At 75.7% G+C, this 18,427-nt stretch carries 19 protein-coding genes; 7 read left to right on the forward strand and 12 right to left on the reverse strand.

Going from position 1 to position 18,427, the window contains the following annotated elements:
• Window positions 1–79 precede the first annotated feature (79 nt).
• Window positions 80–1,039 carry an NADP-dependent oxidoreductase gene (locus ABT160_RS43310; protein ID WP_351654884.1) on the reverse strand — a complete coding sequence of 320 codons (960 nt, stop codon included), beginning with the start codon at window positions 1,037–1,039 and terminating at the stop codon, window positions 80–82.
• A 155-nt stretch (window positions 1,040–1,194) separates the two neighbouring features.
• Here ABT160_RS43310 and ABT160_RS43315 point away from each other — a divergent pair, with 155 nt between their 5' ends.
• From ABT160_RS43315 to ABT160_RS43325, 3 genes are read left to right on the forward strand one after another with little or no spacing between them, the layout of a single operon-like run.
• Window positions 1,195–2,169 carry a GlxA family transcriptional regulator gene (locus ABT160_RS43315; protein WP_351654838.1) on the forward strand — a complete coding sequence of 325 codons (975 nt, stop codon included), beginning with the start codon at window positions 1,195–1,197 and terminating at the stop codon, window positions 2,167–2,169.
• A gap of 46 nt (window positions 2,170–2,215) precedes the next feature.
• The gene (locus ABT160_RS43320) at window positions 2,216–2,686 is read left to right on the forward strand and encodes an RICIN domain-containing protein (protein ID WP_351654840.1); all 471 of its coding nucleotides are present in this window, start codon (window positions 2,216–2,218) and stop codon (window positions 2,684–2,686) included.
• Window positions 2,687–2,704: 18 nt separating this feature from the next.
• The gene (locus ABT160_RS43325; RefSeq protein WP_351654843.1) at window positions 2,705–2,998 is read left to right on the forward strand and encodes a hypothetical protein; all 294 of its coding nucleotides are present in this window, start codon (window positions 2,705–2,707) and stop codon (window positions 2,996–2,998) included.
• A 104-nt stretch (window positions 2,999–3,102) separates the two neighbouring features.
• Here ABT160_RS43325 and ABT160_RS43330 read toward each other — a convergent pair whose 3' ends face one another.
• Together ABT160_RS43330 and ABT160_RS43335 are read right to left on the reverse strand one after the other, a co-directional pair.
• Complete coding sequence (locus ABT160_RS43330) at window positions 3,103–4,056, reverse strand: AraC family transcriptional regulator (RefSeq protein ID WP_351654846.1); 954 nt, start codon at window positions 4,054–4,056, stop codon at window positions 3,103–3,105.
• Between the two features lie 344 nt (window positions 4,057–4,400).
• On the reverse strand, window positions 4,401–4,712 hold the full coding sequence (locus ABT160_RS43335; protein ID WP_351654848.1) for a 4a-hydroxytetrahydrobiopterin dehydratase: 312 nt from the start codon (window positions 4,710–4,712) through the stop codon (window positions 4,401–4,403).
• 142 nt (window positions 4,713–4,854) lie between these two features.
• On the opposite strand from ABT160_RS43335, the gene ABT160_RS43340 reads away from it, so the two are divergent.
• Window positions 4,855–5,667, forward strand: a complete 813-nt coding sequence (locus ABT160_RS43340) for a helix-turn-helix domain-containing protein (RefSeq protein WP_351654851.1) — start codon at window positions 4,855–4,857, stop codon at window positions 5,665–5,667.
• On the opposite strand, the gene ABT160_RS43345 is transcribed toward ABT160_RS43340, so the two are convergent.
• The 6 genes from ABT160_RS43345 to ABT160_RS43370 all read right to left on the reverse strand — a co-directional run bounded on the left by ABT160_RS43345 (window position 5,659) and on the right by ABT160_RS43370 (window position 11,167).
• Complete coding sequence (locus ABT160_RS43345) at window positions 5,659–6,081, reverse strand: hypothetical protein (protein ID WP_351654887.1); 423 nt, start codon at window positions 6,079–6,081, stop codon at window positions 5,659–5,661. The genes ABT160_RS43340 and ABT160_RS43345 overlap by 9 nt on opposite strands.
• Before the next feature lie 213 nt (window positions 6,082–6,294).
• On the reverse strand, window positions 6,295–6,444 hold the full coding sequence (locus ABT160_RS43350) for a hypothetical protein (RefSeq protein ID WP_351654854.1): 150 nt from the start codon (window positions 6,442–6,444) through the stop codon (window positions 6,295–6,297).
• Between the two features lie 57 nt (window positions 6,445–6,501).
• On the reverse strand, window positions 6,502–6,855 hold the full coding sequence (locus ABT160_RS43355) for a hypothetical protein (protein WP_351654857.1): 354 nt from the start codon (window positions 6,853–6,855) through the stop codon (window positions 6,502–6,504).
• Window positions 6,856–7,065: 210 nt separating this feature from the next.
• Window positions 7,066–8,430, reverse strand: coding sequence for an amino acid permease (locus ABT160_RS43360; RefSeq protein WP_351654859.1), 1,365 nt, complete (start codon window positions 8,428–8,430; stop codon window positions 7,066–7,068).
• A gap of 65 nt (window positions 8,431–8,495) precedes the next feature.
• Window positions 8,496–10,667 (reverse strand): phage holin family protein, encoded by a 2,172-nt coding sequence (locus tag ABT160_RS43365; protein ID WP_351654862.1) that lies wholly within the window; start codon window positions 10,665–10,667, stop codon window positions 8,496–8,498.
• A 95-nt stretch (window positions 10,668–10,762) separates the two neighbouring features.
• Window positions 10,763–11,167 carry a recombinase family protein gene (locus ABT160_RS43370; RefSeq protein ID WP_351654864.1) on the reverse strand — a complete coding sequence of 135 codons (405 nt, stop codon included), beginning with the start codon at window positions 11,165–11,167 and terminating at the stop codon, window positions 10,763–10,765.
• A 123-nt stretch (window positions 11,168–11,290) separates the two neighbouring features.
• On the opposite strand from ABT160_RS43370, the gene ABT160_RS43375 reads away from it, so the two are divergent.
• Complete coding sequence (locus tag ABT160_RS43375; RefSeq protein ID WP_351654867.1) at window positions 11,291–12,064, forward strand: MBL fold metallo-hydrolase; 774 nt, start codon at window positions 11,291–11,293, stop codon at window positions 12,062–12,064.
• Window positions 12,061–12,705 carry a DedA family protein gene (locus tag ABT160_RS43380; protein WP_351654870.1) on the forward strand — a complete coding sequence of 215 codons (645 nt, stop codon included), beginning with the start codon at window positions 12,061–12,063 and terminating at the stop codon, window positions 12,703–12,705. The genes ABT160_RS43375 and ABT160_RS43380 overlap by 4 nt, the downstream gene beginning before the upstream one ends.
• A 148-nt stretch (window positions 12,706–12,853) precedes the next feature.
• Here the strand turns inward: ABT160_RS43380 and ABT160_RS43385 are convergent, their stop codons facing one another.
• The 3 genes from ABT160_RS43385 to ABT160_RS43395 form a co-directional block, all read right to left on the reverse strand.
• Window positions 12,854–13,885, reverse strand: coding sequence for an MBL fold metallo-hydrolase (locus ABT160_RS43385; RefSeq protein ID WP_351654873.1), 1,032 nt, complete (start codon window positions 13,883–13,885; stop codon window positions 12,854–12,856).
• A gap of 105 nt (window positions 13,886–13,990) precedes the next feature.
• On the reverse strand, window positions 13,991–15,208 hold the full coding sequence (locus tag ABT160_RS43390) for an aminotransferase class I/II-fold pyridoxal phosphate-dependent enzyme (protein ID WP_351654875.1): 1,218 nt from the start codon (window positions 15,206–15,208) through the stop codon (window positions 13,991–13,993).
• A 343-nt stretch (window positions 15,209–15,551) separates the two neighbouring features.
• Window positions 15,552–16,355, reverse strand: coding sequence for a SigB/SigF/SigG family RNA polymerase sigma factor (locus ABT160_RS43395; RefSeq protein WP_351654878.1), 804 nt, complete (start codon window positions 16,353–16,355; stop codon window positions 15,552–15,554).
• A gap of 426 nt (window positions 16,356–16,781) precedes the next feature.
• Here ABT160_RS43395 and ABT160_RS43400 point away from each other — a divergent pair, with 426 nt between their 5' ends.
• Entirely contained in the window at window positions 16,782–18,290 is a 1,509-nt protein-coding gene (locus ABT160_RS43400; RefSeq protein WP_351654881.1) for a bifunctional phosphatase PAP2/diacylglycerol kinase family protein, read from the forward strand.
• Window positions 18,291–18,427: the final 137 nt, after the last annotated feature.

The following is an 18,427-nucleotide window of genomic DNA, read 5'->3' on the forward strand; positions in this document are numbered from 1 at the left end:
GGGGGGGGGGGGCGGCGGGTCCCGGGGGGGGGCCCCGCCCCGCCGCGTTCGTCGTCCTCCCGGCCGCCCCGCGGCCGGCTCACTCGCCCGCGTGTGCCGACTCCTCCCGCACCCGCAGCACGATCTTGCCCCGGGTCCGCCCGGACTCCCCCAGCTCGTGCGCCTTCGCGGCCTCGGCGAGCGGCAGTACGGTGTCGACCTCGGCCCGCAGCGCACCCGCCGCGACCAGCTCCGCCAGGCCCCGCAGGCCCGCGTAGTCCGGCTCGACCAGGGTGAACCCGGTCCGTACCGACCGCGCCCCGGCCCGCTCCGGGTCCGGCACGTCGGCCGGCGAGGGGATCGTCACCAGGGTCCCACCCTCGCGCAGCACCCGGAGCGACCGGGGTCCGTAGTCGCCGCCGATGGTGTCGAGGACGACGTCCACGTCCCGTACCGCGTCGGCGAAGTCGGTGGTCGTGTAGTCGATCAGCTCGTCGGCGCCCAGGGCGCGCAGGAAGTCGTGCTTGGCGGCCCGGGCGGTGCCGATGACGTACGCGCCACGGGCCTTGGCGATCTGCACGGCGAGGTGGCCGACCCCGCCGGCCGCCGCGTGCACCAGGACGCGCTGCCCGGCGCGCAGCCCGGCGGTCTCGGTGAGCGCCTGCCAGGCGGTGAGCCCGGCCAGCGGGAGCGCGGCGGCGTGGACGTGGTCCAGGGCGGCGGGCTTGCGCACGAAGTGCCGGGCGGGCCCGGTCGTGTACTCCGCGTAACCGTTCGCCTGGGCCGGGAACCGCGGCATCCCGAACACCTCGTCGCCGGGCGCGAAGAGCGTGACGCCGGCGCCGACCTCCTCGACGACGCCGGACACGTCGTAGCCGAGCACGGGGACGCCGTCCCACTGGCCGAAGCCGCCGGTGGCGCGGGACTTCCAGTCGATCGGGTTGACCCCGGCCGCGTACACCCTGACCAGGATCTCCGTGGGGCCGGGGGCGGGGCGCGGGACGCGGGCCCCGGTGAGCACCTCGGGGCCGCCCCAGACCGGAGCGGTGACGGCGTGCATGGTGGCGGGGGCGGGGGTGTCGGACACGGGGGTTCCTCCGGAGGGGGTCGGCGCTGGGTGGCGATCGATCGGCGTGATCGGCGCCTATCTCACTCTGCGTGAGGGACGGGCGGCCCGGCAGTGGCCGGATGGCCAGGATGTGACAGAATCCGGCCATGACCTCGTCCGCCCCGCACCGCGTCGCCGTCCTCGCGCTGGACGGCGTGATCCCGTTCGAGCTGGGGATCCCCCCGAGGATCTTCGGCAGCGCCCACGCGCCCGACGGCTCGCCGCTGTACGAGACCGTGGTCTGCACCCCCGACGGCGGCCCCGTGCGCACCGCCGACGGCTACGTGATCACCGTGGAGCACGGCCCCGAGGCCTTGGAGCGGGCGGACACCGTCGTCGTACCGCCCACGCACGCCCTGCGCAGCCAGGCCGAACAGGGTTCCCTCGCACCGGAGTTGAAGGGCGCGGTGGCCCGCATCCGGCCCTCGGCCCGGATCGTGTCGATCTGCACCGGCGCCTACGCGCTGGCCGCCTCCGGGCTGCTCGACGGCCGCCGGGCCACCACCCACTGGAGCGAGGCCGCGCACTTCCGGCGGCTGTTCCCCGGGGTCCTGGTCGACGAGGACGTGCTCTTCGTGGACGACGGCGAGGTGCTGACCTCGGCGGGGGCGGCGTCCGGCGTGGACCTGTGCCTGCACCTGGTGCGGCGCGACCACGGCAGCGCGACCGCCAACCGGGTCGCCCGGCTGTGCGTGGTGCCGCCCTGGCGGGACGGCGGGCAGGCCCAGTTCATCGAGCGGCCGGTGCCGGGACCTGCGGTCGCGGCCACGGCGGCGACCCGGGCCTGGGCCCTGGAGCACCTGGAGCGCCCACTGACGCTCGCCGAGCTGGCCGGGCACGCGCGGATGAGCGTACGGACCTTCACGCGCCGCTTCCGCGACGAGACCGGGATGACGCCCGGGCAGTGGCTGACCGCCCAACGCGTCGAGCTGGCCAAGCAGTTGCTGGAGACGAGCGACCTGTCCGTCGACCACGTGGCCGACCGGGCGGGCTTCGGCAGCGGGAACTCGCTGCGCCAGCACATGCGTACGGCGATCGGGGTGTCCCCGGCCGCCTACCGCAGGACCTTCCACGCGGCCTGAACCACGCGGCCATCGGACAAGCGAACACCACACGAGGAGCGGCGAGTTGAGCACGGCAGGCGACACCGGCGGCCCGGTCGAGGAGGGCCTCTACCTGGTCCGCAACGTGGCCAGCGGGCTGGTCCTGGAGGTGTACGACGGCGCCCGGAGCAGCGGCGCCAACGTGCAGCAGGGCAAGGAGGACGGCTCGACCTCCCAGCACTGGGAGCTCGCCCACGCGGGCTCCGGGCTGTACCACCTGGTCAACGCGCACAGCGGCAAGCGCCTGGACGTGGCGAACGCGTCCACCGAGAACGGCGCCAACGTCCAGCAGTGGAAGGCCAACAACTACGGCGCCCAGGAGTGGCTGGTGGAGCGCCACCTCGACGCGCCCGGCACGGTCACCCTGGTCAGCCACATCAGCGGGCTGCTCCTGGAGGTCGCGGACGGCTCGCTGGAGCAGGGCGGGAACGTGCGGCAGTGGGAGGACCTGGACTCCCCCTCCCAGTGGTGGCAGCTGGAGCCGGTGCGTGTTTGAGTGGTCACCATGAGTCACATGTCACGCGTGAGCCGTGCGCTCCTGCTGCCCGCCCTGCTCGCGCTCCCGCTCCTCGCGACCGCCGCTCCGGCCGCCGTCGCGGCGTCCCCCGCCACCACCGCCTCCGCGCCCGGCCCGTGCCGGGGCGTGCCCGTCCCCGCCGGGTACCGCTGCGTGCCCGAGCCGAAGCAGTGCTTCACCACGCCGTGCCCGCAGTACCGCCTGGAGCCCGTGGGGCCCCGGTGCGACCACCGGCACGACCGCGACGAGGACGGACACGGACGCGAGCCCGGGCGCACGACGCTGCTCTGAGCTGCCTTGATCTGATGTGAGCTGCTCTGAGTTGATTCGAGCTGCTCCGACCTTCCGCGCGGCGGCGCCCCCGGCGTCCGGACCTCCGCCGGGCGCGGCGCCCCTCAGACCTCCCCGGCGCCCGCGCCGGCACCGGTGCGGTACTCCTGCGGGCTCACCCCCCGGACCCGCTTGAACGCGGCACTCAGCGCGAACGAGCCGCTGTATCCGACCTGCCGGGCGATCGCGTCCACGGTCAGCTCGGTCTCGCGCAGCCGGTCGGCGGCCATGGCCAGGCGCCAGCCGGTGAGGTACGCCATCGGGGGCTCCCCGACCAGTTCGGTGAAGCGGCGCGCGAGCCCGGCCCTGGACACCCCGGTCTTGGCGGCCAGCGACGCGACGGTCCAGGCGTGGGCCGGGTCGCTCTGCAGCAGCCGCAGCGCCTGCCCGACGACGGGGTCGCCCATCGCCCGGTACCAGGCGGGCGCCTGGGCGTCGGGCCGGGAGAACCAGGCGCGCAGCACCGCGATCAGCAGCAGGTCCAGGACCCGGTCGAGGACGACGCTCTGGCCCGGCTGGTCCCGGCCGATCTCGTCGTCGAGGACGGCCATCAGCGGGCTGCCGAAGTCGGCGGACGGCAGGTGCAGCACGACCGGGAGGGCGTCCAGGAGGCGCCGGGTGACCTCGCCGTCCATCTGGTAGGTGCCGACCAGCATGGTCGTCGAGCCGTCCAGCGCGTTGCCCCAGGTGCGTACGCCCAACTGCATGGACTGGTGCAGGGGTTCGCCCTGGAGCGTGTGGCAGGTGCCGCCGGGGCCGATCAGGGCGTGCGGCGCGGTGGTACGGGCGTCGGCCACCGTGTAGGCCTCGGGGCCGCGCACCACGGCGACGTCGCCGGGCCGCAGCAGCGCGGGCTCGCCGGCGCCGGCCGTGAGCAGGGCCTCGCCCCGGGTGACGGCCATCAGGCAGAGCGGGGCGCGGTCGTCAATGCGCACGGCCCACGGCGGCTCCATGACCATCTTCAGCAGGAAGGCCCCCCGGGCCCGCGGTCCGTCGAGCAGTCCGGCGAGTGCGTCCATGCCGTCGAGCGTAGACGCTCACGTATGCCCCGGGCCCCGGGCCGCGGAGAGCGACCGGAAAACACCCCTGGTGGGACGGGGTTGGGCGGGTCGCGGGGCGGCCGGAGGGCCGGATCGCGCCATTCGCGGGAGTCTGCCGGGCGGAGGCAACCCGACGGCCGTTCCCGGCGTACGGGGGCGGTGGCGGAGCGGCCCCGGCGGACCCGGGCGTACGCGGTCAGCGCTGCGTCAGCGGTACGTCAGCGCCAGCGCGCGGGCGGACTCGCTGCCGCCGGGCGCGACGGGAGGCCGCGCCTGAGCACCGCGCGGCTGCCCTTCCGCCCGGGCCCCGTCTCCTCACCCTCCTACTGGTCGCCCGCCCCGTGCCCGGCGGCGATGCCCTCCACGCGCTCGGCGAGCGCGAAGTCGCGTGCGGTGAGGGCTCCCCCGGCGGCGTGGGTGTGCACGGTGAGCGCGACCGAGTCATAGCCCAGGGTCAGGTCGGAGTGGTGGTCCAGCTCCTCCTGGATCTGGGCGATGTGGACGACGAAGGCGGTCGCGGCGAAGTGGGAGCCGAGACGGTAGGTGCGGGCGATCCGGTCGCCCTGGAGGGACCAGCCGGGAAGTTCGCGCAGCCGTTCCTCGATGTCCTTCTGCGACAGCGGTTCGACGGTCATGGTGGCGGCTCCTCTCGCCGGGGGCGGCGGTGCGGTGTCACATGTGGACGTCACACGTGGGATTTCACGTTGCACGGTGACGTTACGGTCCCCCCGTACCGGCGCGCGACACCTGCCCGCCCGGCTGGGTTACCTTCGGGACATGACGACGACCACCCACGCGGGCACGGCCTCCGCGACCGGCCGGGGCGTGGGCCCGCTGCTGCGCGGCTGGCGCGAGCGCCGCCGGCTGAGCCAGCTGGAACTGGCGCTGCGCGCCGACTCGTCGGCCCGGCACATCTCCTTCGTCGAGACGGGCCGTTCGCGGCCGAGCGAGGAGATGGTACTGCGCCTGGCGGAGCACCTGGAGGTGCCGGTGCGCGAGCGGAACGCGCTGCTCCTGGCGGCGGGTTACGCGCCGCGGTTCACCGAGACCCCGCTGTCCGACCCGTCGCTGGACACCCTGCGGACGGGCATCGAGGCCCTGCTGACGGGTTACGAGCCGTACCCGGCGCTGGTGGTGGACGCGACGTATGAGGTGATCGCGGCGAACCGGGGCATCACGATGCTCCTGGACGGCCTGCCCGAGCACCTGCTGACCCCGCCGCTGAACGCGATGCGCATCACGCTGCACCCCGAGGGCCTGGCCCGGCGGATCCTCAACCCGGCCGAGTGGCGCGGGCACTTGCTGGCCCAGATGGAGCGCCAGATCGCGCTGGCCCGCTCACCGGCGCTGAAGGAGCTGTACGAGGAGGTGGCGGCGTACCCGGTGCGGGAGGACGCGGGCGGGGAGGACCCCGCCCCGTACCCGTACTTCGCCCTCCCCCTGCGGATCGAGCACGAGGGGCACGTGTTGTCCTTCGTCTCCTCGATCTCGACGTTCAACACGCCGATGGACGTGACCGTCGCCGAGCTGGCCATCGAGACGCTGCTCCCGGCCGACCCGGCGACGGTGAAGTACCTGCGGTCACTGTGACGCGCGCCCGGCGCGCAGGCAGGCGCGCTGGGCGACCGCGAACCCGGCGACGACCAGGCCCTGGGCGGGGATCCACACGGCCCCGGCGAGGGTGACGTCGAACCACAGGACGGTGGCGAGCACGCTCAGCAGGGCCCAGGCCGCGTTGGCCTCGACGACCAGGGAGACCCAGAAGGGGGAGGGCCGCCGCTGCCGGGCGAGCGCGCCGACCCCGGCGGCGTACGCGACGAGGAACAGGCCGAGCCCGAGCAGCAGCCCCTCCCCCACCCCGAGCAGCCGCCCGACGGGCCCGGCGGCCAGCGCGTAGACCAGCCCGTTGGCGGCGGTGACCACGGCGTCGAGGGCGAGGAACCGGCGCAGCATGACCTGCGGCTCGGCGGTGCGGACGAGTCCGGTGAGCAGGGCCTGGGACATGGTGATCACCCTCCGAGGGTTCGGGGAACGGGGCGGACGACGCGTGCGGCCGTCCGCGGGAACCGGCCCGGACCCCAGTCGGAGTGCGCCGCCTGGGATCCGGTACTCAGAGGGTGCCGGTGAGCGGGGGGACGGGTCGATTACCGCCCAGGTAATGCGCCCCGCCCCCGCGCTCGACGACGGGTCGTCAGCGACGGTCGCCGGTGACGGCCGTCAGTGGCGGTTCCCCGGGTCGCGGTGGTCCGGGCGGCGGTCCTCCGCCTTGGCCGGCTGCTGGGTGGACGGCTTGTCCTGGGTCGGGCTGAGGCGCGACGCCTCCGCCCGCAGCAGCGCGTTCAGCGCCGCGAACGGGTCGATGGGCATGACGGACTTCCCTTGCTGTGGGGGGTGGTGGACTGCTGTCTTCGCCGCTCGGGGCGGTCAGCAGCGCAGCACCACCGTGCGCAGGGAGAGCAGTGATCCGGGCAGGCGGTCCGGGTGCGGGAGGGAGGGGGCGCCGTGACTGTCCCCTCGGGGGGCGCGCCCTCCCGCCGGGCGCTGGGCCGCGCGGGCGCGGGCCGGCGCGAGGGCCGGGGCCGCCGCCTCGGTCTCGGTCCCGTCCTGCTGGGACTCGCCCGCGGGGTCGGGTGCCGAGGTCGCCGCCGGGCGCGGTTCGGCCGCGGAGGGCGCCGCCGACGTGCCCAGGAGGGCGGCCAGGACCAGCAGCACGACCAGCAGCGTCCGGCGTGCGGCAGCACGCGGGACGGTCAGCACGGTGGTGCGGTCCGGGGCCATGAGGGGTATGTGCCCGAGGCATGCGCGCGACGCGCGCGAACACGCCGGGAACCGCTCGTGTGAGGGACCCTGGTTACCTCATACGGAACACGGGCCCCACGGGTGCGTGACGCGTGCTACGCCGCCCGCCGGGGTGCGGGACGCGTACCAAGAGCCCTCCGCCGGGTGCGGGACGCGGACCAAGCCCTCCGCCGGGGTACGGAGGGTCCGCTACGCCGCGCGCTCCTTGCGCGCCTTCATCCACGCGTACACCAGCACGCCGCCGAACAGGAACAGCACGCCCTGGTACACCGCCTCGTACCCGGAGCCCGCCACCAGCCACATCGAGAAGCCGAAGGCGGCCAGCGCCAGGACGGCGTCGCGGACCAGCCGGCGCCGGTCGACGCGGGCGGACTGCCCGGAGGCCAGGAAGTAGATCTGCGCGGCGGTGGACAGCAGGTAGGGGACGGTCGCGGTGAACGTGGTGACCAGGACGAGGATCTCGAAGACGCCCTGGGAGCCGGCCGTGTAGTTGTAGACCGTCAGGAGCGAGGCGAGGACCACGGTGACCAGCACGCCGACGGTGGGCACGCCGCGCCGCTTCTGCGCGAAGACCTGCGGGAACAGGCCGTCCTTGGCGGCGGCGTACGGGGTCTGGGCGCTGAGCAGGGTCCAGCCGTTGAGGGCGCCGACCATCGACACCAGCGCCATGCAGGCGACGGCGGTGCCGCCCCAGGAGCCGCCGAACATCGCGTTGACGGCTTCGGAGAACGGCGCGGTGGAGTCCACGAGCCTGCCGTGGGCGACGGTGCCGAAGACGGCGAGGGTGCCGAGCAGGTAGATGACGGCGGCGCCAAGGGTGCCGAGGATGGTGGCGCGGCCGACGTTGCGGCGCGGGTCGCGCACCTCCCCGGCGCTGACGGCGGCCGACTCCACGCCGAGGTAGCTGAAGAGCAGGATCGCGGCGGAGGCGGAGACCGCGCCGAGCGCTCCCTGGTCGCCCGCCTGGAAGGGGCCCAGGTTGGCGGGGTCGAAGAAGAACAGCCCGCCGACGGCGACGAGCAGCAGGGGGACGAACTTCAGCACGGTGGCGACGAGCTGGACGGCGCCGACGTACCGGGTGCCGGCCAGGTTGGCGAGGGCGGGCAGCCACTGCAGGACGAGGGCCGCGGTGATGGTGGCGGCCTTGGAGTCGTGCACCGGGACCAGCACGTCGAGGTAGCCGACGGCGGCGACGGCGAGCGCCGCGTTGGAGACCCAGGTGGTGATCCAGTACGACCAGGCGGCGAGGAACCCGGCGAAGTCGCCGAACGCCTCGCGCGCGTAGACGTACGGTCCGCCGGTCTGCGGCAGCCGCTCGGCGAGCCGCCCGAAGACCAGGGCCAGGCAGATGGCGCCGAGGGTGAGCACCCCGAAGGCGACCAGGCTGATGGTGCCGAAGGGCGCGACGGAGGCGGGGAGCAGGAAGATGCCCCCGCCGATGATGTTGCCCATGACCAGGGCCGTCGCGACGGGGAGGCCGAAGCGCCGTGCGTGCTTGCCCTGTTCGTCGCGGGACTCACCTGGGGGGCTGCCTGCGGGGGTGACCGTGGTCATGTGGGTGGTGCGCCTTTCGCCGTACAAACCCGACCATGGTCAGGTACGGCAAACGCTGCACCAAATCACCCGTCATTGTCCGGTACGGCACGGCCGGGAACCGGAGATTCTCCTTCCGCCCCGGCCCCCGGCCGGTGATCCTCCGCACCCACCGCCACCACGTCCGCGCGGGCCACCGCCCCGCCGTCCAGCGCGCCTTCGGCGACCGGCACCTGGGGCCCCGCGTCCTCCCGCAGCCAGCCGCGCAGCACCCGGTGCACCTGCTCCGCGCCCGTCAGCCCGTCCGGGGCGGGCCGCAACGCGCGCGGGGCGAGCAGGAACGGCTGCGACTGCTCGCCGCCGAGACCGCCGTGCGAGCCGATCTGCTCCTCGAAGGCGTGCACCGTCCCGGTCGCCGGGTCGTACATCGAGTTCACCATCACGTCGGCGACGTGCGGGAAGCCGTCCGTGCGCCGCACCGCGTCGGCCGCGCCCCGGCCGAACACCTTCAGCGGCCCCTCCTCGTCCGCCAGGTCCGCCACCGGGACCGCCTCGCCGCCCGGTCCGAGCACCACCGAGCCGTGCTCCTCGTCCCGCACCAGCAGGAACCCGATGCCCGGGTGCCCGGCCAGGGTGTCGAGCAGCGCCGGGTGGCGGGCGTCGATCTCCTGGCGGCTCATCCGGTGCGGGACGTCCGGGAAGGAGACCAGGCCCAGGTTGCCGGAGGCGAGCACCACCGGGTCGCTGTCCGACTCCCCCTCCGCGTCGCGCTCCGGGCGGTGCAGCGCGCCGCGCAGCGCCTCGCGGGCCGCGTCGCGGGCCTCGGCGCCGCTGCGGGTGCGCCCGGCGCGCCGCGGGACCGGCAGGCCGCAGCCCGCGCGCACCAGGTCCTTCAGGGTCAGCCCGTACTGCCCGGCGAAGGTCTCGCCCGGGCTCTGGCCGTGGTCGGAGAGCAGCACGATCCGGTAGGGCCGCGGGGCGTGCTCGGCGGCCTTGGCGACCAGCGCGATCGAGCGGTCCAGGCGGCGCAGCACCCGGGCCGCGTCGCGGCTGTGCGGCCCGGAGTGGTGGGCGACCTCGTCGTAGGCGACCAGGTCGGCGTAGACGGCGGTGCGTCCGGCGAGCATGTCGCCGAGGACCGCCGCGACGACCACGTCGCGCTCGACGACCGTGGCGAACGCCCGGATGAACGGGTAGAGCCCGCCGCGCCCCACCCGGGGCCGGTCCCCGCGCGCCCGCGCGCGCGTGGACTCGCCGATCTCCCGGCAGACCTCGGTGACCAGGGAGCCCGCGGTGCGGACCGTGTTGGCGGGGTCGGAGAAGTACGCGAAGTAGCCCGCGCGCGAGCGGTTGCGGGGCCCCCGGCGGGCGGCCATGGAGAGCACCAGGGCCAGCTGGTCGGCGCCGCCGCTGAAGAGGTTGCCGCGGCTCGCCCCGTCCAGGGTGAGCAGCCCGCCGTCGCCGGTGCGCTCGATGGCGCGGCGCTGGAGTTCGGCGGCGCTGGCCGGGCGGTTGCTGACCATGACGCGGCCGGTGTCCTTCTCGTACCAGCGGAACGCGGGCACGTCGTGGTTGGAGCCGTGCAGGATGCCCAGCTGGCTGGCGCCGGTCTGGCTGGACCAGTCGGTGCGCCAGGGGGTGAGGCGGTGGCTGGTGGCGCTCCACCCGGCGACGGTCGGCATCAGGCCGGCCTCGACCGCGTCGATCAGCGCGCGGTGGCCGACGCCGTCGAGCTGGAGGAAGACCGTGCCCGGTCCCTGCGCGCACTCCTCGCCGCCCCTGCGGCGGCGCCGCACGGCGAGCCGGGAGAGGCGGCGCCGGTAGGCGTTGTCGTCCCGTACGGCCAGGCCGGTGGAGGTGGCGGAGGCCACCGCGGACATCACGGCCGCGACGACCACGGCGGTCTGCGGGTCGGCGGCGCCGCGCCCGTCGGGGATGAGCCGCAGCGCGAGCAGCAGCAGCGAGCCGTTGAGGAAGAAGGCGAGCAGTCCGAGGACCAGCGCGGGCACGAGTAGCAGCGCGCGCACCACCAGCGGCCACACCAGCGCGGACAGCAGTCCGAACGCGCCCGCGCCCCACGCGGCGGTGACGGCGGTACGGGTGACGCTGTCGCCGTCGTCGGACTGGAGCTGGAAGTCGGGCAGGATCCCGGCCAGCGCAAGCAGGGTGAGGCTGGACACCGCCCACACCACGACCACCCGCAGCACGGCCGCGCCCGCAGCCCGCCAGCGCTCCGTACGCCCTCGCCCTTCACCCACGACCCGTCGCCTTTCGCCTCACCGGGCCCCCAGCCTGGCACAGCGCGCGGGGTGGCCCGGTACGGGCGCGGGAGCGGCGGCCGGGACGGCGGGACTCAGCGGCCGTGGTACCCGGCGGTCGGCATGGACAGCCGGCGGTGCACGTCGGCCTTGCGGGCCGCGTCGTAGGACGGCTCGTCGAGCCCGGCGGTCTCCAGGCGCACGCCGCGGCGCTCGCACTCGGCGCCGAACGCCTCGAAGGAGGTGAGCGCCCGCGCGAGCACCCGCTCGTTGGGCGCCACGAACACGTCGACGAGGCCCGCCTCGACGTCCGCCCACAGCACCCGGTGGTCGGGGCGCATCCCGTAGCAGAGCAGCTGCCGGATGACGACGTACCCCTTGTCCGCGGCCCAGCGCTCGCACATGGCGTGCTGGCTGCGCGTGTCCACCAGGAAGGGCTCGCCGTCGAGTTCCTCGAGGGGCGTGAGGCAGGTGATCGCCGCCACGCGTACGTCGTCCATGCGCCGACCCTACTCCGAACGGCCCGTGCCGAGACCGGGTGAACGTAGGCTCGTACGCGGACGAGGGAACGCACGAGGGACCACGGGCGCCGCACGGGCGCCCGCCGAGGGAGCGGGAGGCGCGTGGCGGTGGAGGTCACCTGGTGGGGTCATGCCACCTGCACGGTGGAGGACTCGGGGGTGCGGGTGCTGACCGACCCGCTGTTCGCGCGGCGCCTGGCGCACCTGCGCAGGCGGCGCGGCGCGGTGCCGCCGCCCGAGGCGGCGGTCGCGGACGTGGTCCTCGTCTCGCACCTGCACTCCGACCACCTGCACCTGCCGTCGCTGGCCCGGCTCGCGCCGGGGACCCGTCTGGTGGTGCCGCGGGGGGCGGTCCGCGCGGTGCCCCGGCTGCGCGCGCTGCGGGGCCTCCAGCTGACCGAGGTGGCCGTCGGCGACGAGGTGGAGGCCGGCGCGCTGCGGGTGCGGGCGGTGCCCGCGCTGCACGACGGACGGCGGCTGCCGGTGGGCCCGGAGCGCTGCCCGGCGCTGGGGTACGTGATCGAGGGGCGGGCCAGGACGTACTTCGCCGGGGACACGGGCCTGTTCGACGGCATGGCGGACGCGGTGGGCGAGGTGGACGTGGCGCTGCTGCCGGTCGGCGGCTGGGGGCCCTACCTGGGCCACGGCCACCTGGACGCGGGGCGGGCGGCGCAGGCGCTGGCGCGGCTGGGCCCGGCGGCCGCGGTGCCGGTGCACTACGGCACGTACTGGCCGATCGGCCTGGACGGGGTGCGCCCGCACGAGTTCCACGCGCCGGGCGACGAGTTCGTGCGCCAGGCGGCCCGGGTGGCGCCCAAGGTGGTCGTGCACCGGCTGGCCCACGGCGAGCGGGTGCGCCCGGAGGTCGCCCGGTGAGCGGTGCGATCGGTGACCTGGTGGGGCAGCTGCCGACCGAGTCCACCCAGCAGGCGGCGGGCTACCCGTCGCTGTTCCTGCTGGTGGCGCTGGGGGCGCTGGTGCCGGTGATCCCGACGGGCGCGGTGGTCAGTTCGGCGGCCGTGGTGGCGTTCCACCAGACGGCGCCGCTGTCGCTGCTGTTCGTGTTCCTGGTGGCGTCGGGCGCGGCGCTGCTGGGCGACGTGGCCCTGTACTGGCTCGGGCAGCGCGGCGTGCGCTCCAAGAACGGCTCCCGGTGGCTCCAGGCCCTGCGCCGGCGCGCCGCGCCCGACCGGCTGGAGCAGGCGCAGGCCAAGCTCCGCGAGCACAAGGTGTCCGTGCTCGTGCTGTCCCGGCTGATCCCGGCGGGCCGCATCCCGGTGATGCTGGCCTGCCTGCTGGCCGAGATGCCGCTGCGCCGCTTCGTGCGCGGCGACGTCCCGGCGTGCCTGGCCTGGGCGGCGACGTACCAGCTGATCGGGATCCTGGGCGGCTCGCTGTTCGCCCGCCCGTGGGAGGGCGTGGTGACGGCGGTGGCGCTGACGGTGCTGCTCAGCACGGCGCCGATGCTGTGGCGCAAGCTGCGCGGCCACCGCGGGTCGGACGAGAAGCACGCGTAGGCGGGGCACGCGTAGGCCGTGCCGTACGTGCGCGTGCGCGTGCCCCTGTGTGCTCGTCCGTACGGACGCCGCGGCTGTACGGGGCGTGGTCCGCGTCCGTACGGGCCGCGGCCCTCCGTTCCGTAGCGCCCGCCCTCCGCCCGGCCCTTCAGCCGTCCGTCAGCACCGCCGAGCCGCCCACCGGCAGGTCCCACAGCCGTTCGCGGGGCAGGCCCGCGCGCTCCCAGGCGGCCCTGACCCGGTTCAGCGGCTCCAGGACGGGCTCGCAGGACAGGACGAACGTCGCCCAGTGCATCGGGGCCATCCGCCGCGCCCCCAGGTCGAGGAAGGCCTGGACGGCCTCCTCGGGGTCGGTGTGCACGTCCCGCAGCCACCAGCGGGGCTCGTACGCGCCGATCGGCAGCAGCGCCAGGTCCAGGCCCGGGTGGCGGCGGCCGATCTCCCGGAACCAGTGCCCGTAGCCGGTGTCACCCGCGAAGTACACGCCGCGCCCGGCCGCGTCGGTGAGCACCCAGCCGCCCCACAGCGACCGGCAGGTGTCGGTCAGGCCGCGCTTGGACCAGTGGTGGGAGGGCACGAAGTCGAAGCGGACCCCGCCCAGTTCGGCGGCCTCCCACCAGTCGAGCTCGGTGACCCGGGTGAACCGGCGACGGCGGAACCAGCGGCCGAGCCCGGCGGGCACGAACACGGGCGTGTCGCGCGGCAGCCGCTTCAGCGTCGGCGCGTCCAGGTGGTCGTAGTGGTTGTGGCTGACCACGACCGCGTCGACCGGCGGCAGGTCCTCCCAGCGCACCCCGACGGGCGTGAGGCGGGCCGGGGTGCCCAGGATCCGGCGCGACCAGACCGGGTCGGTGAGCACGGTCAGGCCGCCGATGCGGACCACCCAGCTGGCGTGCCCGGCCCAGGTGACGGCGACCGTGTCCGCGGGCGCGTCCGGCAGCGGGCCCGGCGCGAACGGCAGCAGCGGGATGTCCGCCAGGCCCTCGCGGCGCGGCCGCACGGCGCCCTCGCGGGCGAGCCGGGCCATGGCGCGCACGCCGGGCAGCGGGGCGGTCAGGCGGTCGGCGAAGCTCCGGGGCCAGGTGCGGGCCAGGCCCAGCGGGCGCAGCGGGGCGCGCTCCGGGGGGCGGGTGTGCCCGGCGGCGCGCTGCGGCTGCGGCCGTGCCGTCTGTTCCGTCATCTACGGGTTCCTTCCACTTCGGTCGGCGTCGGTGGAGCGCGGCCGGTCGGGGCGGTGGGTCGCGGCGGGCCGGCGTCGGCGGGTGGCCCCGGCCGGTCCGTCCGGTCAGCGCAGGTCGTCGAGGACGGCCCCGAACGCCTCCAGCGCCCGTTCCACGTGCGGCAGGTCAAGGGGGTCGGACGCGGCGAGTGCCTCCAGGCGCTGTTCCGGGGTCGAGCCCAGCAGGGGCGAGGTGGCCAGGCGCGCGCGCAGGGCGCCCTGGTCGTCGTCGAAGCGGTGGCCCCCGGGGACGGAGGCCCCCAGGCGGTACGTGAGGTACTCCTCCAGCTCCGTGGAGTCGGTGACCCCGTGCTCGGCCAGGCCCGCCCGCAGGGGCGCCAGGTCGGCGTAGAGGTGGCGGCCCGCGCCGGGCGGCCGGGCCAGCACCCCGCGGGCGAGCAGGGCGCGGTGCGCGGCGGCGGCCACGCGCGCGTGCAGCGCGGCGGCCTCCCGCGCGCGCGTGGCGACGGCGGGGGGTTCGCCCAGGGCGTGGGCGGCGGCCACGGCCAGCGGGGTGGGCACCCCGGCGCCCAGCGCGGTGAGGACGTCCAGGGTGCGGTCGCGGTGCCCGGCCGCCGCCGCGGTGGGCGGGAAGCGGGCGGCGGCCACGGGCCAGCCCGAGGGGAGGAGCGAGCCGCGCAGGTCGGTCAGGACGGTCACCTCGTCGGGGCACATCTCCGCCGGGCTGACCAGCACCGTCTCGTGCGGCCGGTGCACGGTGTCGCGCCAGGTCTCGTCGCTGATCACGTGCAGCCCCTCGGCGACGGCCGCCTCGCAGGCCTCCCGCACCACCTCGGGCGGGGCGACGGTGGCGGTCGGGTCGTCGGCCACCGAGAGCACGAGGAGGCCGGGCCGCCCGCCCTCGGCGCGCACCCGGCGGACGGTCTCCAGCAGGGCGTACGGGTCGGGGACGCCGCCGCACTCCGCGGGCGTCGGCACGTGGTAGGCCGGACGGCCGAGCAGCCGGGCCTGCGGCGACCACCAGGCGGGGCAGGGGCGGGGCAGCAGGACGTCGCCGCCGTGCGCGGCGACCAGGGCGAGCAGCAGCGGCTGGGCGCCCGCCGCGACGGCCACGTCCTCCGGCCGGGTGCGCAGGCCGCGCCGCCACCAGTAGCCGCAGGCCGCCTCGCAGAGCGCCTCGCCGCCGCCGGGCGGCTCGACTCCGGTGTGCCCGGCGGCAGCGGCCAGTACGGCGGCCAGCTCGGGCAGTACGGGCAGGCCGGGCCCGGGCGCCGGGGGGCGGAAGCGCACGGGGCCGCGGCCCTCCTGAGCCGTCCGCCGCATACCCGTACCTCCGCAGCTCGTCGTCACCGGGGCGCCCGCCGCCCGGGGCGGGGACCCCCTACCCGTCCCTTATGCCAGTTATACGGAGATTTGGGCGGGAGCGCCGGTCGGGCCGGGGCGCGGGGTGACGGGTTCACTCGAGGCCGGGTTCACTCGTGTCCGGGTTCACTCGTGTCCGGGGTGCGAGGGCGGGCGGAGCCCGGTGGCGACGAGGTGCGGACGGAGCAGGGGTCCACTCGGAGCCGGGGTCCGGACGGGGCCGGGTCCGGACAGGGCTCGGTGGGGACGGGACGGGACGGGACGGTGCGGGGTGCGGGCGGGCGGGTGTTGCCGGTGACGGCCGTCAGGCGGCGTCCCGCATGATGTCCTCGCGCAGCCGGGAGCAGCAGCGGCTGATCAGCCGGGAGACGTGCATCTGCGAGATCCCCAGGTCCGCGGCGATGCTGCTCTGCGTCATGTCGCGGAAGAAGCGCATGTAGAGGATGCGGCGCTCGCGCTCGGGCAGGTCGCGCAGCCGGGGCCGGACGGATTCGCGGTCGACGACCACGTCCAGGGCCCGGTCGACCGAGCCGAGCCCGTCCTGGAGGCTGTAGCCGTCGTCGGAGCCGGGCAGTTCGGCGTCCAGGGACAGCGCGGTGAAGCTGTCCAGGGCCTCCATCCCGGCGACCGCCTCCTCCTCGGACATGTGCGCCTGGCGGGCGATCTCGCCCACCGTGGGGTTCCGCCCGCCGGCCGTCTGGGACAGCTCCTGGCAGGCGGTGCGCACCCGGCCGCGCAGGTCCTGCACCCGGCGGGGCACGTGCAGGGTCCACATGTGGTCCCGGAAGTGGCGCTTGATCTCGCCGGTGATGGTGGGCACGGCGAACGACTCGAAGGCCGTACCGCGCCCCGGGTCGTACCGGTCCACGGCCTTCACCAGGCCCAGCGCGGCGACCTGGCGCAGGTCCTCCAGGGACTCGCCGCGGTTGCGGAAGCGGCCGGCCAGCCGGTCGGCCATCGGCAGCCAGGCGGCGGTGACCTCCTGGCGCAGGGTGTCGCGCTCGTGCCCGGCGGGCAGCGCGGTCAGGCGGCGGAAGGCCTCGGTGGTGTCGGGGGCGTCGTCGTGCGGATGCCTCGTGGAGGCCCGGGTGCTTGCTCGGGTACGCATGGTGCGTCTCCAGCTCCCTGGGGTGGTGCGGTGGATGGGCGGTCACCGCCGGGAGGGTCGCGTGCCGGGGCGTCGGACGTCCGGAGAGCCTGTGCGGGAGGCCGGGACGTCGCACGTCCGGAGCGGTACGCCACTCCCACGGAACGTGCCTCCGGTCCGAAGCACTTGCCGTGCGCCTCTCCCCGATCCCCGCGCGCAAACGCCCGCGCGCGGGGCGGGGCCGGGCGCGATCCGCCGGGGTGGCGGGGGCGGTACGGGAGGAGACGTACGGGGTGGCGGGGGCGGTGGAGGGCGGGGCGGTACGGGGCAGGTGCAGGGGGTTGTACGGGGCCGGGGCGAGGGGGCTTACGGGGCCGGGGTGCCGGGCGCGCGCCGTGTGGCGCAGGTCGCCGCTTCAGGCCCGGCACCTGCGGGTACACGCGTGCCATGTCACCTGTGGAGCACGACGCACCGTCCACGTTCCTCTCCGGCACCCGCGCGGGAGAGCTGCTGAGCGCCTGGGACCGGGCGGTCTTCGACCGCGTCGCGACCCGGCACTGGCCCGGAGCCGACCACGTGCTGCCCCGGCTGAGCAGGAGCGCCAACCACGGGCTGCTGTGGTTCGGTGCCGCCGTGGGCATCGCCGCGCTGGGGCGCGGCGCCCGGTCGCGGCGCGCCGCCGCGCGCGGCGTGGCGTCGCTGGCGCTGGCCTCCGCGACGATCAACACCCTCGGCAAGCGCTCGGTGCGCCGCGCCCGGCCCGTGATCGACGCCGTGCCCATGGTGCGACGCCTGAAGAGGCAGCCGTTCACCACCTCCTTCCCGTCGGGCCACGCCGCCTCGGCGGCCGCGTTCGCCACCGGCGTGGCGCTCGAGTCGCGCGGCTGGGGCGCGGCGGTGGCCCCGGTCGCCGCCGCGGTCGCGCTGTCGCGGGTGTACACGGGCGTCCACTACCCGGGGGACGTCCTGGTGGGCGCGGCCTTCGGGGTCGGCGCGGCCTACGCGGTGCGAGGCATCGTGCCCACCCGCGACCAGCTGCCCGCGCCGGGCCGCCCGCACGCCGACGCCCCGGCCCTGCCCGGCGGCGAGGGCCTGGTGGTGATCGCCAACCTGGCGTCCGGCAGCTCCGACAACGCCGCCCTGGTGCGCGACGCGCTGCCGCTCGCCGAGGTCGTCGAGTGCGAACCCGGCGCGGTGGAGGAGGAGTTGGAGAAGGCCGTCGGACACTGCCGGGCACTGGGCATCCTGGGCGGCGACGGTACGGTGAACCGGGCGGCGGTCATCGCCGCGCGCGAGGGCGTCCCGCTGGCGGTCTTCCCCGGCGGCACCCTGAACCACTTCGCGTACGACCTGGGCGTGGAGACCGTGCACGACACCTGCCGCGCGCTGGCGCAGGGGGACGCGGTGCGGGTGGACCTCGGGCGCTTCACCCCGGGCCCGGACGGCGCCGAGCACGGCTACTTCCTCAACACGTTCAGCCTCGGCGTGTACCCGGAGCTGGTACGGATGCGCGAGCACTGGTCGCCGCGGATCGGCGGCTGGCCCGCCGGGGTGCTCGCGGCGGCCCGGGTGCTGCGCGGCGAACACCCCCTGGAGGCCCGCTTCAAGGGCGAACGGCACGCGCTGTGGCTGCTGTTCGCGGGCAACTGCCTGTACCAGCGGATGGGCCCGACGCCGGGCCGCCGCTACGACCTGGCCGACGGCCTGCTCGACGTACGGGTGGTGCACGGCGGACGGCTGCCCAGCCTGCGGCTGCTGCTCGCGGCGCTCGCGGGGCCGCTCAGCCGCTCCCCCGTGCACGCCGCCGAGAAGATGCGCCGACTGCGCGTCGGCGGCCTGAAGCCGGGCACGCACCTGGCGTTCGACGGTGAAGTCGCGGAGGCTCCGGGGGAGTTGTTCATCGACAAGGACGTGGAGGCGCTGACGGTGTACCGGCCGCAGGTGATCGGGGTCTGAGGGGTCGGTCCGAGGAGCGCTTCCGTATGGATGGGGCCTGACGTGTGACATGTGACTGTTCACGGGTATAAAAGAAAAATGAAAACAAAAGCCCCCCCGCCGAGAGGACCCCCCCCCCCACACCCGAACCAAAGAAA

Origin of the sequence: Streptomyces sp. NPDC001941 (genome assembly GCF_040296945.1) — a bacterium.
Taxonomy (GTDB): Bacteria; Actinomycetota; Actinomycetes; order Streptomycetales; family Streptomycetaceae; genus Streptomyces.

Coding starts and splice junctions, on each gene's coding strand:
- ABT160_RS43310 (WP_351654884.1), bottom strand. CDS start 1,039: ATGCACGCCGTCACCGCTCCGGTCTGGGGCGGCCCCGAGGTGCTCACC.
- ABT160_RS43315 (WP_351654838.1), top strand. CDS start 1,195: ATGACCTCGTCCGCCCCGCACCGCGTCGCCGTCCTCGCGCTGGACGGC.
- ABT160_RS43325 (WP_351654843.1), top strand. CDS start 2,705: ATGTCACGCGTGAGCCGTGCGCTCCTGCTGCCCGCCCTGCTCGCGCTC.
- ABT160_RS43330 (WP_351654846.1), bottom strand. CDS start 4,056: ATGGACGCACTCGCCGGACTGCTCGACGGACCGCGGGCCCGGGGGGCC.
- ABT160_RS43335 (WP_351654848.1), bottom strand. CDS start 4,712: ATGACCGTCGAACCGCTGTCGCAGAAGGACATCGAGGAACGGCTGCGC.
- ABT160_RS43340 (WP_351654851.1), top strand. CDS start 4,855: ATGACGACGACCACCCACGCGGGCACGGCCTCCGCGACCGGCCGGGGC.
- ABT160_RS43345 (WP_351654887.1), bottom strand. CDS start 6,081: ATGTCCCAGGCCCTGCTCACCGGACTCGTCCGCACCGCCGAGCCGCAG.
- ABT160_RS43350 (WP_351654854.1), bottom strand. CDS start 6,444: ATGCCCATCGACCCGTTCGCGGCGCTGAACGCGCTGCTGCGGGCGGAG.
- ABT160_RS43355 (WP_351654857.1), bottom strand. CDS start 6,855: ATGGCCCCGGACCGCACCACCGTGCTGACCGTCCCGCGTGCTGCCGCA.
- ABT160_RS43360 (WP_351654859.1), bottom strand. CDS start 8,430: ATGACCACGGTCACCCCCGCAGGCAGCCCCCCAGGTGAGTCCCGCGAC.
- ABT160_RS43370 (WP_351654864.1), bottom strand. CDS start 11,167: ATGGACGACGTACGCGTGGCGGCGATCACCTGCCTCACGCCCCTCGAG.
- ABT160_RS43385 (WP_351654873.1), bottom strand. CDS start 13,885: ATGACGGAACAGACGGCACGGCCGCAGCCGCAGCGCGCCGCCGGGCAC.
- ABT160_RS43390 (WP_351654875.1), bottom strand. CDS start 15,208: ATGCGGCGGACGGCTCAGGAGGGCCGCGGCCCCGTGCGCTTCCGCCCC.
- ABT160_RS43395 (WP_351654878.1), bottom strand. CDS start 16,355: ATGCGTACCCGAGCAAGCACCCGGGCCTCCACGAGGCATCCGCACGAC.
- ABT160_RS43400 (WP_351654881.1), top strand. CDS start 16,782: ATGTCACCTGTGGAGCACGACGCACCGTCCACGTTCCTCTCCGGCACC.